The following is a 13,920-nucleotide window of genomic DNA, read 5'->3' as shown; positions in this document are numbered from 1 at the left end:
GGATGCCAGTGGCTGCCGGGTTGCCCAGGCGGCGTAGCTGCCGTCGAGTTCGACGACGTCGTAGCCGGCGCGGCGCAGCGCGCTGGCCGCGACGGAGTTCCGGACGCCGCTTTGGCAGTAGCTCACGATGGTGCCCTCGGCCGGGAGCTCGTCCAGGTGCCACATCACGCGGCCGCCGCTGAGCTGGTGGGAGCCCGGGATGTGTCCGGCGGTGTGTTCAGTGCGGTTCCGGACGTCCAGGACCATGGCGGCGTCGAAGTTCTCGAGGTCTTCAGGCGCGATGAGCTTCGGGGTGCTGACCGGCAGGCCCTCGAAGCCGGTGACGTAGCCGGCGACCTTGTCGATGCCGACGCGGACCAGGTGGTCCCACATCTCCTGCGCTGCGGACTGGTCAGGGGCCAGGAGCACGAGCGGGTTCTTGTCGGTTTCCGGGTTCACCACCCAGGCGCCGAAGCTGGCCACGGATTTGCCGGCCGGGACGTTGAGGGAGCCGGTGACGGTACCTTCGTGGACCTGGTCGTTGGGGCGGGTGTCGATGAACGTCACCGTGTCCGCGGCGAGGTCCTTCGCGACGGCGGCGAGGTCGAGTTCGGCCAGCGGGGCGCGTTCGCCCATCACGGCCGGGCCTTCACGGTTCTCCCGCTTCATCCGGCCGAAGTACGCGTGCGCGTCGGGCTGGCCGTCGAGGAGTTCATCAATGAAGCCCTGCTCGTCGTTGGCGGCCAGGTACGGGCCCCACCAGGAGTAGAGCCGCTCGTAGCCGACCGTGGAGGACGCGATCGCGCCCAGGGCCTTGCCGCAGGCACTGCCGGCGCCGTGGCCCGGGTGGACCTGGACGTGGTCCGGCAGGGTCAGGAACTTCTCCCGCAGGCTCGCGAAGAGCTGCTTGGCCCCGCCGAAGCGGGTGTCCACCCCGCCGGCAGCCTCATCCAGCAGGTCCGGGCGGCCCAGGTCCCCGGAGAAAACAAAGTCACCCGAGAGCAGGTACCCGGGGGTGTCGGCAAACGCACCATCGGTGACCAGGAAGGACAGGTGCTCCGGGGTGTGGCCGGGCGTATGCAGGGCCTTCACCGTGATGTTGCCCAGGGTGATCACATCATTGTCATAGAGGCGCTCAGCCTCGAAACCGTACTGCCAGTCCACTCCACCCTCACCGGAAACATAAGCAGTGGCACCGGTCGCGGCCGCCAGCTCCCGGGTGCCCGAGAGGAAATCCGCATGGATGTGGGTCTCGGTCACGGCAACAATCGTCATGCCGTTCTTCGCAGCCAGAGACTGGTACACCGCGATGTCACGGCGCGGGTCAACGACCAGCGCCTCACCCTTGGCCTGGCAGCCAATGAAGTAACTGGCCTGGGCAAGATCTTCGTCGTAGATGCGTTCCAGAAGCATGTGCTCTCCTTCGTAAAGAGGTGGGGATGTCCCCGTCAACTACTCACAACAATAATACCCCGGGGGGTATCTTGCAACATCACTAATGCCGATGGGTCCGGCGTTCAGGACGTTCCCGGCCGGCGTCCGCGGAGCCGGTCCACGAGGGACCGCCAGCGGCCGGGCCGAGGGTCCTCCCCCGGGCTTGGGGCATAGTCCACCGGATGGCCGCTGCGGTACCACTCGGTGATTCCGCCGGCGACGTTCACGACGTCGGAGCCCCGGCCGGCAAGGAGCGCGGCCGCCTGGCCGCTGCGTTTCCCCGACCCGCAAAGCAGGTAGACCGTGGTGTTCGGCACGTCGTTCAGGCGGGCAGGCAGTTCGTCCAGCGGGATATTGATGCTTCCCGGAATGTGTGCCGTGGCATATTCGTCACGGCCCCGGACATCGACCAGCGCGGCGCGCGGCCAGCGTGCTGCGAGGTCATCGGCGGTGATGGTGCGCATCAAGGTGCAACCTCGCAGCGGATCAGGTTGTCGGCAGGCCCGCGCGGGTCCATGCGATCATGCCGCCGCCCATGGTGTCCGCGGTGAAGCCGGCACCGTTCAGGGCATCGGCTACGCGGGCGCTGCGGTTGCCGCTACGGCAGATGGCGATGACGGGAACCTTGGGGTCAAGCTCGGCCAGCCGGGCCTGCAGCTCGCCCATCGGGATGTGGATTGCGCCCGGGATCATGCCCTCGGCGACTTCGAAGTCCTCCCGGACGTCCAGGACCTGCGCCTGGCCGCGGCGCTGGTCCGCTTCGGCGATGCTGATTTCTGCCATGGTGATGCCTTTCGTTCAGGGGTGGAGGTGATGGCGGGGCGGCCGGTCAGACCGTCGTGGGCTGGATGTCCTCGCGGGTGCGGTTGAACTTGCGCAGCGGGCAGGACTTCACGAAGAACCAGCAGACGGCGGCCGCGACGAGGGCGGTTCCGGCGAGGCTCAGGGCGATCGGTCCGCGAAGGTCGACGGGAGCCTGCTGGGTGAGCACGAACGCGCCCATAACCAGCACGAACCAGCCGAAACCCTTCCGCAGGGCCGCTTCCGGAATGCGGCCGGCCAGTTTGGACCCGATCAGGCTGCCCACGATGGCGGCTGCCGTCACGGCCAGCGTCAAACCCCAGTCCAGCTCCACGGTGGTGAGGTACCCCGCCAGGCCCGCGAAGGACTTCATGGCGATCACGACGAGCGAGGTTCCGACGGCGACCGCCATCGGCAGTCCGCCGAGCAGTGCCAGGGCCGGGACCACGAGGAACCCGCCACCGGCACCGACCAGGCCGGTGACCAAGCCGACGACGAGGCCGTCGAGCAGGACACGGAACAGCGGCAGTTCGGTGTGCTTGGGCGTCTCAGTGCCCGCATCAGCCTTTTTCTTGCGTCCGCGAATCATGGCGATGGACGTGGCGACCATCATCAGGGCAAAGGCGATGAGGAGGATCTGGCCGGGGATATGCCCGCCCAGGAGCCCGCCCACGAAGGCACCGGCCATACCGGCGACGCCGAACAGCAGTCCGGTGCGCCACATGACGCGTCCGGCACGGGCGTGGCTGAAGACGCTGACGGCCGAGGTCACGCCGACCACGAACAGGGAGGCGGCAATGGCCTCCTTGGCTTCGAACCCGGCCACGTAGACCAGGATGGGCACCGTCAGGATGGAGCCGCCGCCGCCGAGCACACCAAGCGACAGCCCGATGAGTATCGACAGCGCGAGTACGAGGATCAAAGTGGCGGTCATGAGGCCTTGGCCTCCGGGGTCACGGCGCCTGCGACCGGGAACTGCAGGATGGCGGACTCGCGGGTCGGCTCCTGGGCGGCCTTGTTCCAGGGCATCGCAGAGATTGCTTGGCCCATGGCACAGGTGTTGGTGGCGGCCGAGAAGGTCAGGCCCGCCCCGATGGCGCCGGCGAGGAGCCGGATCTTGGGAGAGACAAACTTACCCCCGGCGAGGCCCAGGACCACGAGGGACCCGGCAGCGAGGCGGACCTGGCGTTCGAGGTCCCAGCGGGCCTTGCCGCGGACAACATCCCCGCCCGCCTCGGCGAACGCGGGGGCGCCTCCGGTCAAGACATAGGCGGTGCCGATGCCCGCACCGCCCAGGCGCTGACGTGCCTGCTCAGCGCGCGCTCCCGACTGGCAGACGAGCACGACGCGGCTGCCCAGGCGCGCGGCCAATTCGTCAGTGTGCTCAGAGAGCAGCGGCAGCGGGACGTTGTAGGAGCCGCGGATGTGCATGTTTTCAAACTCGGCGGCCGAGCGGACGTCGATCACAATGAGGTCCTGGTGCTCCTGGAACCAGCTGCGCAGCGTTTCCGGAGCCAGTGCAGTAACTGCCGGTGCCGGAGAAGCCTTGGCGGAGGAAGTGGAAGGGGGCGTCATGGGCGTCCTTTCGAAGGGCCTAGCAAATGCTGAATACCCTACCGAGTATCGCAGATACCCCCGGGGGTAGTCAAAATACCCGTGGGGGTATTCGCCGGGCGTGGACGCCCCGCTTCCCCGAACGCCGCCCGAGCGCCGGCTAGGCCAGGTTGAGCGCTTCCGAAATGGCCTGGGCGGCCTCTCGGAGGACGGGAACGGCCCGGTCCGCGAAGGCCTGGTCCACCCTCGATACCGGCCCGGAGACGGAAATGGCCATCGGCGTGGGCGCATTGGCGACAGCCGTCGCGAAGCACCGGACGCCGATCTCCTGCTCCTCTTCGTCGATCGCGTAGCCCCGCTGCCGGATCTTCTCGAGATCCTCCAGCAGGGTGTCGATATCCCCGATGCTCTTGCTGGTCGGTGTGGGCATGCCCGTGCGGGAAATGATCCCCCGGACAGTCTCATCGTCCAGCTGGGCCAGAATCGCCTTGCCGACGCCGGTGGAGTGCGTGTGGGCGCGCCGCCCCACTTCCGTGAACATGCGCATCGAATGCCGGGACGGCACCTGGGCCACGTAGACGATCATGTCCGCGTCCAGGACAGCCATGTTGGAGGTCTCCCCCAGGCGGTCCACGAGGGATTTGAGCTGCGGCCGGGCCAGGACCCCGAGTTGCTTGTTGGCGCCCTCGCCCAGCCGGATCAGTCGAGGGCCCAAGGAATACCGGCGGTTGGGCAACTGCCGGACATAGCCCAGAGTCACCAGGGTGCGCAGCAAACGGTGGATCGTGGGAAGCGGCAGCGTGGTGGACGATGAAAGTTCGCTCAGCATCACCTCGCCGCCGGCATCGGCGATCAGCTCCAACAGTTCAAAAACGCGCTCGACCGACTGCACGCCTCCCGGGGCCTTCTCCGCCATGTCGATGACTCCTGCTGGTCGCTGCCGACAACTTTTATCCGCATCGTGAAAATACTGCTTTCGAATCCTAAGATACAACACGCCGCGGGCCGGATCAGGAACCCGGCCGTCGCCAGCGCATACGGCGCCGTCCGGTGGCCGTATGCGCTAACGAAAGCCCTAGATTGCCTTGCCCGGGTTAAGGATTCCGAGCGGATCAAACACCTTCTTGATGGCGTGCTGCAGCTCGAGCGATTCGCCGCCCAGTTCGTCGTGCAGCCAGTCGCGCTTGAGGATTCCAACTCCATGCTCCCCGGTGAGCGTGCCGCCGAGGCTTCGGGCCAAATTGAACATCTGACCCAGTGCGTCTTTCGCCGGTCCTTCCGTGGAGGGCTGGCCTTCGTCCAGGACGATCATCGGATGCAGGTTGCCGTCGGCCGCGTGGGCCACCGTGAAGATCCGCACTCCGGTGCGGTGTGAAATCTCCTCGATCCCGGAGACCATCTCGGCAAGGCGTCCGCGCGGCACACCCACATCGCCGATGCAGACGTCGCCCAGCAGTTCCAAGGAAGGAATGGCCTCGCGACGCACCTTCAACAGTTCCGCGGTCATCTCCGGATCCGTGGCTTTTTCATAGGACGAAGCGAGCGGTGCGATGGCGTCGATCAGTACGTCCTGTTCCAGGAAGGCCCCATACCCGTCGGTCTGGGCGAGGAGGAAGGCGCCGCCGCGGCTTCGGTAGTCGGTTCCCAACGCGGCATCGACGGCTGCCAGGGTGGCACCGTCCATGATCTCCAGCACGGAGGGCGTGACGCGGGAGGAAATGATGGCCGAGGCGGCCCGGGCGGCGGTGACGATATCAGGGAAGAAGGCTGCAACGGTTGCCGTCGCGGCGGGGNGCCGCAGCCGCAACGTCGCCTCGACCACTACCCCGAGCGTCCCTTCGGAGCCGATCATGAGGGCGTTGAGGTCGTACCCCGTGACTCCCTTGATCGTTTCCCGGCCGGTCACGAGGAGCCGGCCGTCCGGCAGGACGACCTTCAGGGCCAGGACGGACTCTCGCGTGACGCCGTACTTGGCGCACCGCATACCGCCGGCATTGGTGGCGATGTTGCCGCCGATGGAGCAGATGGCGGTGCTGGCGGGATCCGGGGCGTAGAACAGCCCGTGCTCGCCGGCGGCGGCGTTGACCTCCGCGTTGAGGATGCCGGGCTCGACGACAATGATTTGTTCCAGCGGATCCAGCCGCAGGATGCGGTTCATGCCTGACAGGTCAAGGACGATCTCCCCCGCCTTGGCGGCCGAACCTGCAGCCAGGCCGGTGCCGGCACCGCGCGCGACGACGGGAACCCGCCCCGCGGTTGCGCGGACCATGGTCTCGACGACGTCGTCGATGGTGGTCGCGTACACGACACCGTCCGGCAGTGTCTCGGGGGTGTACCCGGACCGGTCGGTGTTGACTCTGATGCGGTCGGCTTGCGCGGTCGAACCGTGCCGCGCCGCGGCGACGAGGGTCGCCCCGGCTGAATTGATCTCGCTAACGTTGGTCCTCACAGGGTCTGCTCTCTATCGGTTTCTTTGGATTGTTGTCGATCCGGCAAAAGCCCCCGCGCCGGCAGGCGCCTGGCCGCCGGCACGGGACGGTGGCGGTTGCCTAGGGAACCATCCACCCCAGAACCGGGGTGGACTGCAGGTAAATGAGGATGGTCAGGAATGCCAGCAGCGCCAGGCTCCAGCCGATGAGCTTCCGGAACAGCACGCTCTCCGCGCCGTCCAGCCCAACAGCGGCCGAGGCGACGGCCAGGTTCTGCAGGGACAGCATCTTGCCCAACACCCCTGCCGAAGAGTTGGACGCCGCCATGAGCGTCGGCGAAAGGCCGGTCTGTTCTGCGGCGGTGACCTGCAGCTGCCCGAACAGGGAGTTGGAGGAAGTGTCCGAACCGGTGAGCGCCACGCCGATCCAGCCCAGCAGCGGGGACAAAATCGCGAAGAACCCTCCGGCCGAGGCCAGGGCCAGGCCCAGCGAGTTGGTCTGACCCGAGACGTTCATAACGAACGCCAGCGCCAGGACCGAGGTGACGGTCACGATGGTCCACCGCAGCTGGAACAGCGTCTCGCGGTAGATCCGGATGCCCCGCAGGGGTGCCAGCTTGTACAGCGCCATGGTGATCATGCCCGAGATCAGCAGCATCGTGCCGGTGGCCTTGAGGTGGTCAAGCTTGAACTTGTGGGCGGCGACCGGCTTCCCGTTAGGATCCACGGTGTCCAGGCCGGGCCATTCGAACGTGACCGAACCGACGGCCGTGAGCCAGGTTTTCACCGCCGGGATCTGTGCGATCGAGAACACGGCCATGATGATGAGATAGGGGGCAACAGCCATCCACACCTCGCCGTTGGGCGGCCGTACGGCTGCGCCATTTTCCTTGCCGGGCGTGCCGGCCTGGACCGGCGCACCGTTGCGGCTCACGCCGCCCAGGCCTGAGGACGTTCCGTAACCGGCGCGGGGCTGCGCGCCCACGCTGACGAGGTCGGCGTCGGCAGCATCGCTGTCGGCGACGTCGTTCATTCCAATGATCTGGGCCGGCTGCCAGAACTTGAGCATGACCAGGACCGCAGCGACGGTCGCAATGGCGGCAACGACGTCGGTGAGTTCAACCACCATGAAGTTCGAGGCCACGAACTGCGCGAGGCCGAAGACGACGCCTGATACCAGTGCCACGGGCCAGGTCTGCCGAAGGCCCCGCTTGCCATCGACGATGAAGACAAGGATGAGTGGGACGAGGACCGCGACGAAGGGCGTTTGGCGGCCGGCCATGGAGCTGAGGTCGTGCAGCGGGATGCCGGTGACACCGTTGAGGGCGATGATCGGGGCGGCCATCGCGCCGAATGCCACCGGGGCCGTGTTGGCCAGCAGCGCGACGATAGCCGACTTGAGAGGTTTCATGCCGGCGGCCATCAGCATCGCCGCCGAAATGGCCACCGGCGCGCCGAAGCCTGCCAGCGACTCGAGCAGCGCGCCGAAGCAGAAAGCGATCAGGATCGACAGGATGCGCAGGTCGTTTGAAATGGAACGGATCGTCCGGCCCAAAACCTCGAACCAGGGCGTATCGACCGTGAGCTTGTAGACCCACAAGGCGTTGATGAGGATCCAGAGGATCGGGAACAGGGCGTAGAAGGCCCCCTGGGCGCTGGCGCTGAGCACCTGGCCCACCGGCATACGCCAGCCCACGATGGCAAGCACGATGGAGAGCAGCAGGCTCGCGATGGCCGCCTTCGGCGCCTTGACGCGGAACACCCCAAGCAGAACAAAAAGCAACAGCAGCGGCAGTGCGGCGATCATGGCTGAAACGGCGAGCGAACCCGCAATCGGATCGACAACTTGCTGAAAAGACTCAAGCCTTGGACTCACAAAAACTCCTTTGTTTTTTCCGAGCAATCGGTGGGCACTGCGAGAGCACCGTGGCGGACAGTCCACTCAGCCAGTCAGATAATTCCGCATCGTGAAATATATCTTTTGTGCAGTGATATTCAGTGATAGAGAGTATGTGCGATCCAGATCACAGTCAACCGCCATCTCCGGCGCGGCGCCGCGCCCCGCGGAGCCCGGCAGCGGGCGTTGACACGCGGTACCGGGGCTGGGTAGCTTTTATATATTGGTATTTAACTTCCACAATATGAAATGTTCTTGCTACGAAATAATTGAGAGGTGGCCGGTATGCCGAATCACGTGGAGACAAACGGGCTGAGCGTCGCCGAAGACCTCTACGCCTTCGTCCGGGACGAAGCGCTGCCCGGGACGGGAATCGAGGAGCAGGCGTTCTGGGCCGGTGCCGCCGCACTGATCACGGAGTTCTCGCCGCGGGTGCGGGACGTGCTGGGCGTCCGTGACCGCCTGCAGCAGCAGATCGACGAGTACCACCGTTCGCGCGGTGCTGCTCCGCTGGAGCCGGAGGCATATGAGAGCTTCCTACGCTCGATCGGCTACCTGGTCGAGGAACCCGGGGACTTTGCCATCACCACCGACCGGGTTGACGCCGAGATCGCATCCATCTCAGGCCCCCAACTGGTGGTCCCGCTGCTGAATGCAAGGTTCGCGGCCAACGCGGCCAACGCCCGCTGGGGTTCGTTGTACGATGCGCTGTACGGCACCGATGTCATCGACGAGGCGGAGGGACGCGAACGCACGGGCGGTTACAACCCGGTCCGCGGCGCCGCCGTCGTCGCCCACGGGCGGAAGTTCCTGGATGAGCACACGCCCCTGGCGGCCGGATCCCACGCCGATGTCACCGCCTACAGGATCACAGACGGCGCCCTCGTCGCCGAGACGCCGGACGGTCCGAAGGGGCTGGCCGAGCCGGGACAGCTCGCGGGCTACCGGGGGGCCGCCGACGCACCCGAGTCCGTGCTGCTCGTGCACCACGGTCTGCACGTGGAGCTCCAGGTCGACCGCAGCCACCCTATCGGTTCGGGCGACCCGGCGGGCGTCAAGGACATCGTTCTCGAGTCCGCGACGACGACCATCATGGACCTTGAGGATTCCGTGGCCGCGGTCGACGCCGGGGACAAGGTCGCTGGCTACCGCAACTGGCTCCAGCTGATGCAGGGCACCCTGACCGCCGAGGTCGCCAAGGGCGGACGTACCGCCACCCGGCGGCTCAACCCCGACCGCGTCTACACCGCACCCGACGGCTCGGAACTGACCCTGCCCGGACGTTCGCTGCTGCTCATCCGGCAGGTAGGCCACCTGATGACCAGCGACGCCGTGCTCGATCCTGCCGGCGATCCCGTGCCCGAGGAGATCCTCGACGCCCTGTTCACGGGCCTCGGCTCCGTGCACGACCTGCGCGGGCCGCACGCCGGCCACAACTCGCGGGCTGGCTCGGTGTACATCGTCAAGCCAAAGATGCACGGACCGGATGAGGTGGCCGTGGCTTGCGCCCTGCTTGCCGGCACGGAGTCCGTGCTGGGCCTTGAACCGCTCACCCTGAAGATCGGGATCATGGACGAAGAGCGCCGCACGTCGGCCAACCTGAAAGCGTGCATCTGGGAGGCGCGGGAGCGCGTCGCGTTCATCAACACCGGATTCCTGGACCGCACCGGCGACGAGATCCACACCTCGATGCTCGCCGGCCCCATGGTCCGCAAGGCCGACATGCGGAACTCCAGCTGGATCAAGGCCTACGAGGACGCCAACGTCGACATCGGCCTGGAGTGCGGCTTCAGCGGCCGGGCCCAGATCGGAAAGGGAATGTGGGCGGCCCCGGACAACCTGGCGGACATGCTCGCCCAGAAGGGCGCCCACCCGCTCGCCGGCGCCGACTGCGCCTGGGTCCCCTCGCCGACCGCAGCAACGCTGCACGCCACCCACTACCACGAGGTGGACGTCGACGCCCGGCAGGCTGAACTCGCCGGGAATCGCCGCTCGACCCTGCGGCAACTGCTCACCATCCCCGTCGGCAACCCCGCCGACTGGACCGCAGACGACCGTCGCAATGAGCTGGACAACAACATCCAGAGCACCTTGGGATACGTCGTCCGCTGGGTGAACGACGGCGTCGGGTGTTCCAAGGTCCCCGACATCCACGGCACGGCCCTGATGGAAGACCGCGCCACGTGCCGGATCAGCTCGCAGCACGTCTCCAACTGGCTCCTGCACGGCATCATCACCACCGACGAGGTGGAAGCGTCCCTGCGGCGGATGGCCGCTGTTGTCGACGAGCAGAACGCCTCCGACCCCGACTACCAGCCCATGTCCCCGGCGTTCGACTCCGAGGCGTTCCTCGCGGCCCGCGAACTCGTCCTCGAAGGCGCCGCTCAACCGTCCGGCTACACCGAGCCGGTCCTGCACCGGCGCCGTGCGGCACACAAAAACACCGACGATCTGGCGAGGAACGCATCATGAACCTGACCTTGGCATCCGCCCAGTCCATCATCGCCGACGCCCTCGCGGCGGGGGCGCAGCACCGCTTCAAACCGCTGACCGTCGTCGTACTCGACGCCGGCGGCCACCTCCTCGCCGCCGCGCGCCAGGACGGCGCCTCGAACAACCGCTTTGAGATCGCACAGGGCAAGGCCTACGGGGCGCTGGCGCTCGGGATGGGCTCGCGTGCCATTATGGAGCGCGCTGAGCAGCAGGCGTACTTCATTGCGGCAGCGACCGCCGCCCTGGGCGGCCNNNNCATCCCGGTGCCCGGCGGCGTCCTGGTACGCGACCAGGACGGCACGGTCATCGGGGCCGTCGGCATCAGCGGGGACAGTTCCGACAATGACGAGACGGCGGCCTCGACGGCGATCGAGGCCGCCGGCCTGACCGCCCAGGTGTCCTGACGGCCCTGCACCAGTCAGCGGAACGTAGTCCCTGACCGGGAAGACAGCTGAGGCCCATGCCCTGACGGACATAGGCCTCAGCTGTTGCCGGCTCTGCGCCTCGCGCCGCTAGACCCGGTTCGGGTAACCGGGCTGGCGCTTGATTTCATCAAGTTCCATGCTGAGCTGTTCGACCTGCAGGCCGAATCTCGCAAACTCGGCCGAAACATAGGGAATCCTGGCCAGTCCGGCACCGGTACGGCCCAGTCCGGGACCCAAAGTGTGGACACTGTCCACACTCCACTTCTGCCCACCAAAGGCCTCCCCCCAACAGCTGCGCCCCGCGTTGACAGGTGCGGCGCTTCTTTGCCCAGAAAAGCTTGATCCTGCTGGAAGATATGAACCTCGACGGGCACCGGGTCCTGCCCGCGCTCATTGCAGGCTCCCGGGCACGACCGCACGGCGCACTGAGTCTCTGGGCTCCGGATAATGCTTCCACCCCCTTCAAATCATTCATGATTCGATCGGCGGACAGCTGCATGACCGGCGGCGCCCCTCAGACCCTGTCCGCGGATACAACGGACACACGAAAACAAGGGAGCCATTGCGGCGGCACCAGCCCCCGCCACAGCACGGCGCCAACGATCAGTGCCTCGCCTCGATGAAGTCGCTGGTTCTCCAAAACCCGACGGCATCTGCCTCTGCCGGCGGCGCTGTGACGGTGGGATCGGCGGGGACACCTTGCGGGCGCCCACAGTGAACCGTTTTCACATAGCGTGGGGCCAAGGCCCGCAGCCGGGCCCTGGGCTATGACTGTTTGACGGAGGATAAACGTGGAATACATCAAACTCGGCAACACCGGACTCGACATCTCGCCGCTGGCCCTGGGATGCATGACGTACGGGGACCCGGACCGTGGCCCGCATCCCTGGACGCTGCCGGAGGACCAAAGCCGGCCGCTGATCCGCCAGGCCGTGGAGGCGGGCATCAATTTCTTTGACACTGCCAACGTGTACTCCAACGGCTCGAGCGAGGAAATCCTGGGCCGGGCAATGGCCGATTTCACCCGCCGGGAGGAAACCGTCATCGCCACGAAAGTGCACGGAGTAATGCGGCCGGGCCCGAACGGGCGGGGCCTGTCACGCAAGGCTATCTTCGCGGAACTTGATGCCAGCCTGACCCGGCTGGCAACAGACTACGTGGATCTGTACCAGATCCACCGGTGGGACCCCACCACGCCGATCGAGGAGACCCTGGAAGCCCTTCACGACGTCGTCAAAGCCGGCAAGGTCCGCTACATCGGCGCATCCTCGATGGCCGCCTGGCAGTTCAGCAAAGCGCTACACCTCCAGCAATTAAACGGATGGACCCGTTTCGTCACCATGCAGGACCACTACAACTTGATCTACCGGGAGGAGGAACGCGAAATGTTCCCCCTCTGCGCCGACCAGAAGATCGGGGTACTGCCCTGGAGTCCCCTGGCTCGCGGGAAGCTCACACGGGACTGGGACGAAAAAACCAACCGCTCGGAGAAGGACGAGTTCGGCAAAACCCTCTACACCGCCGAGGAAAGCGACAGGGCGGTCGCCGAAGTCGTGCGCCTCATCGCCGAACGCCGCCGCGTGCCCCGCGCCCAGGTCGCCCTGGCCTGGATCCGCTCCAACAACGTGGTCGGTGCGCCGATTGTCGGCGCGAGCAAGCCGGCCCACCTCCAGGACGCCCTCGCCTCCCTGGAGCTGACGCTCACCCCCGAGGAAAAGGCTGAGCTGGAAAGTCCCTACGTCCCACACACGGTCGCCGGATACTGAGCACACCACCCCAGGCTCTGAGATGTAAATGAAATTGGAAGAACTTCCAAAAAAGGAATCGGCGGGATCTCGCGGAGGCACTTGTCTACGAACTGGGTCATTGCGGCCAGCCTGATTGGGAGGCTGTGGCACCGGTTCCCTAAGTTTTTGCAAATCGATCAGGCGCGGTTCTGACGCCGGAGACTCGCTGCCCATGGTGTGCAGATCTTGGTGATCCCTTCGGCGGCTAAGTCATTCAGCACGCAGCAACGCGCCGACGGGCTGGTACTTGCCGATTACAGCTACTGGTTCTTTATCTCCTCGACAAACTGCTGCGCGATCTGCGACATCCGATTAAGGCCCTCTTCCTCGCTTATCGCCCCCGTGTTGAATCCCATGTCGAGAGAAACCGTTCCGGCAAGGACCCGCAGCCCCATCCCAACACTGTTCTCGTTGAAGGATTCCTTGGTCACGTAGGCCTTCTCCCCGATGTCCGGACCAGCGAGAAGCTGGATGGTGAACCTCTGGGGCCCAGTAGCTGAGGAAAGTGTCTGATCGAACGTGGCGCAGCGAACCATTAGCTCCTGGCTGTAATCAAAGTCGGCCCTGGCGAGAGTCTCCCGGGGAGCGCTTCGCACATCAAAGAGGATCATGCCGACTCCGTGATCGCCAAGGTTGAAGATCTCGGCTAGCGCGAAACCCATGGAGGGCTCCAATTGCGCCTCGTGCTGCCACGATCTATGGAATACGTTGCATTCGCTTGGCTCGGTCGGACCCAACACAGGCGACGCAGAAGCAGACGCCGGTGGCGAGGGCATCAAGGCGTAGGACTTGCGCGCCTGAGCCGTGTCTTCAACTCTTCCGCCGTGTTGCTCCAGCACTCTCCTGCTGATTGTCATGAGTTCCTGGTCGGTAAAGGTTTTCGGCGGCGTAGCGGTGGTCTCCGCCGAGGGGATAATACTGCTGGGCGGTGCGGTGGTGGTGCTGGGCGACGGGGTATCTGCGGGCTTACCGGATCCGCATGCCGTCAGGATCAACAGCGCTGCGACCAACACCGCGGCCGCGCAAAACCGGCCCGGACAGGGGCGCCTCGCCCCGGACCTCCTGAATTTGCGATGCATCTGGATGCTCCTTCATTAAGCGCGTCCCAGAGCGCGAAGCACG

The 13,920-nt window shown here is 65.9% G+C and carries 14 protein-coding genes; 4 read left to right on the top strand and 10 right to left on the bottom strand.

What is annotated here, in order from left to right; genetic code table 11:
- The 8 genes from K789_RS0104825 to K789_RS0104790 all read right to left on the bottom strand — a co-directional run.
- On the bottom strand, window positions 1-1,392 hold a 1,392-nt coding region (locus tag K789_RS0104825; RefSeq protein ID WP_024365769.1), incomplete at its 3' end, for an MBL fold metallo-hydrolase.
- 104 nt (window positions 1,393-1,496) lie between these two features.
- Complete coding sequence (locus K789_RS0104820) at window positions 1,497-1,877, bottom strand: rhodanese-like domain-containing protein (protein WP_024365768.1); 381 nt, start codon at window positions 1,875-1,877, stop codon at window positions 1,497-1,499.
- Window positions 1,878-1,899: 22 nt separating this feature from the next.
- Complete coding sequence (locus K789_RS0104815; protein ID WP_024365767.1) at window positions 1,900-2,196, bottom strand: rhodanese-like domain-containing protein; 297 nt, start codon at window positions 2,194-2,196, stop codon at window positions 1,900-1,902.
- Between the two features lie 46 nt (window positions 2,197-2,242).
- A complete protein-coding gene (locus K789_RS0104810; protein WP_024365766.1) occupies window positions 2,243-3,148 on the bottom strand; it encodes a sulfite exporter TauE/SafE family protein in 906 nt (301 codons plus the stop codon).
- Entirely contained in the window at window positions 3,145-3,789 is a 645-nt protein-coding gene (locus tag K789_RS0104805) for a rhodanese-like domain-containing protein (protein WP_024365765.1), read from the bottom strand. Before K789_RS0104805 ends, K789_RS0104810 begins: the two co-directional genes overlap by 4 nt.
- A gap of 139 nt (window positions 3,790-3,928) precedes the next feature.
- On the bottom strand, window positions 3,929-4,684 hold the full coding sequence (locus K789_RS0104800) for an IclR family transcriptional regulator (RefSeq protein ID WP_024365764.1): 756 nt from the start codon (window positions 4,682-4,684) through the stop codon (window positions 3,929-3,931).
- A gap of 159 nt (window positions 4,685-4,843) precedes the next feature.
- Window positions 4,844-6,217 carry an FAD-binding oxidoreductase gene (locus tag K789_RS0104795; RefSeq protein ID WP_024365763.1) on the bottom strand — a complete coding sequence of 458 codons (1,374 nt, stop codon included), beginning with the start codon at window positions 6,215-6,217 and terminating at the stop codon, window positions 4,844-4,846.
- Between the two features lie 100 nt (window positions 6,218-6,317).
- Window positions 6,318-8,003 (bottom strand): L-lactate permease, encoded by a 1,686-nt coding sequence (locus tag K789_RS0104790; protein ID WP_051180900.1) that lies wholly within the window; start codon window positions 8,001-8,003, stop codon window positions 6,318-6,320.
- A 375-nt stretch (window positions 8,004-8,378) separates the two neighbouring features.
- On the opposite strand from K789_RS0104790, the gene K789_RS0104785 reads away from it, so the two are divergent.
- On the top strand, window positions 8,379-10,565 hold the full coding sequence (locus tag K789_RS0104785; RefSeq protein ID WP_024365761.1) for a malate synthase G: 2,187 nt from the start codon (window positions 8,379-8,381) through the stop codon (window positions 10,563-10,565).
- The gene (locus K789_RS0104780; protein WP_024365760.1) at window positions 10,562-10,990 is read left to right on the top strand and encodes a GlcG/HbpS family heme-binding protein; all 429 of its coding nucleotides are present in this window, start codon (window positions 10,562-10,564) and stop codon (window positions 10,988-10,990) included. Before K789_RS0104785 ends, K789_RS0104780 begins: the two co-directional genes overlap by 4 nt.
- Before the next feature lie 108 nt (window positions 10,991-11,098).
- On the opposite strand, the gene K789_RS25315 is transcribed toward K789_RS0104780, so the two are convergent.
- Window positions 11,099-11,266 carry a hypothetical protein gene (locus K789_RS25315; RefSeq protein WP_157835663.1) on the bottom strand — a complete coding sequence of 56 codons (168 nt, stop codon included), beginning with the start codon at window positions 11,264-11,266 and terminating at the stop codon, window positions 11,099-11,101.
- A gap of 536 nt (window positions 11,267-11,802) precedes the next feature.
- Between K789_RS25315 and K789_RS0104770 the strand changes: the two genes are divergently transcribed.
- Window positions 11,803-12,777 carry an aldo/keto reductase gene (locus tag K789_RS0104770; RefSeq protein ID WP_024365759.1) on the top strand — a complete coding sequence of 325 codons (975 nt, stop codon included), beginning with the start codon at window positions 11,803-11,805 and terminating at the stop codon, window positions 12,775-12,777.
- Window positions 12,778-13,058: 281 nt separating this feature from the next.
- Here the strand turns inward: K789_RS0104770 and K789_RS0104765 are convergent, their stop codons facing one another.
- The gene (locus K789_RS0104765) at window positions 13,059-13,460 is read right to left on the bottom strand and encodes a hypothetical protein (protein WP_128081561.1); all 402 of its coding nucleotides are present in this window, start codon (window positions 13,458-13,460) and stop codon (window positions 13,059-13,061) included.
- Between the two features lie 193 nt (window positions 13,461-13,653).
- Here K789_RS0104765 and K789_RS0104760 point away from each other — a divergent pair, with 193 nt between their 5' ends.
- Window positions 13,654-13,896 (top strand): hypothetical protein, encoded by a 243-nt coding sequence (locus tag K789_RS0104760; RefSeq protein WP_024365757.1) that lies wholly within the window; start codon window positions 13,654-13,656, stop codon window positions 13,894-13,896.
- Window positions 13,897-13,920 lie beyond the last annotated feature (24 nt).

The sequence above is a fragment of the Arthrobacter sp. TB 26 genome (assembly GCF_000427315.1).
GTDB lineage: Bacteria > Actinomycetota > Actinomycetes > Actinomycetales > Micrococcaceae > Arthrobacter.
The sequence above is the reverse complement of the archived record's forward strand: the minus strand, read 5'-3'. Positions and strand labels throughout refer to the sequence as shown.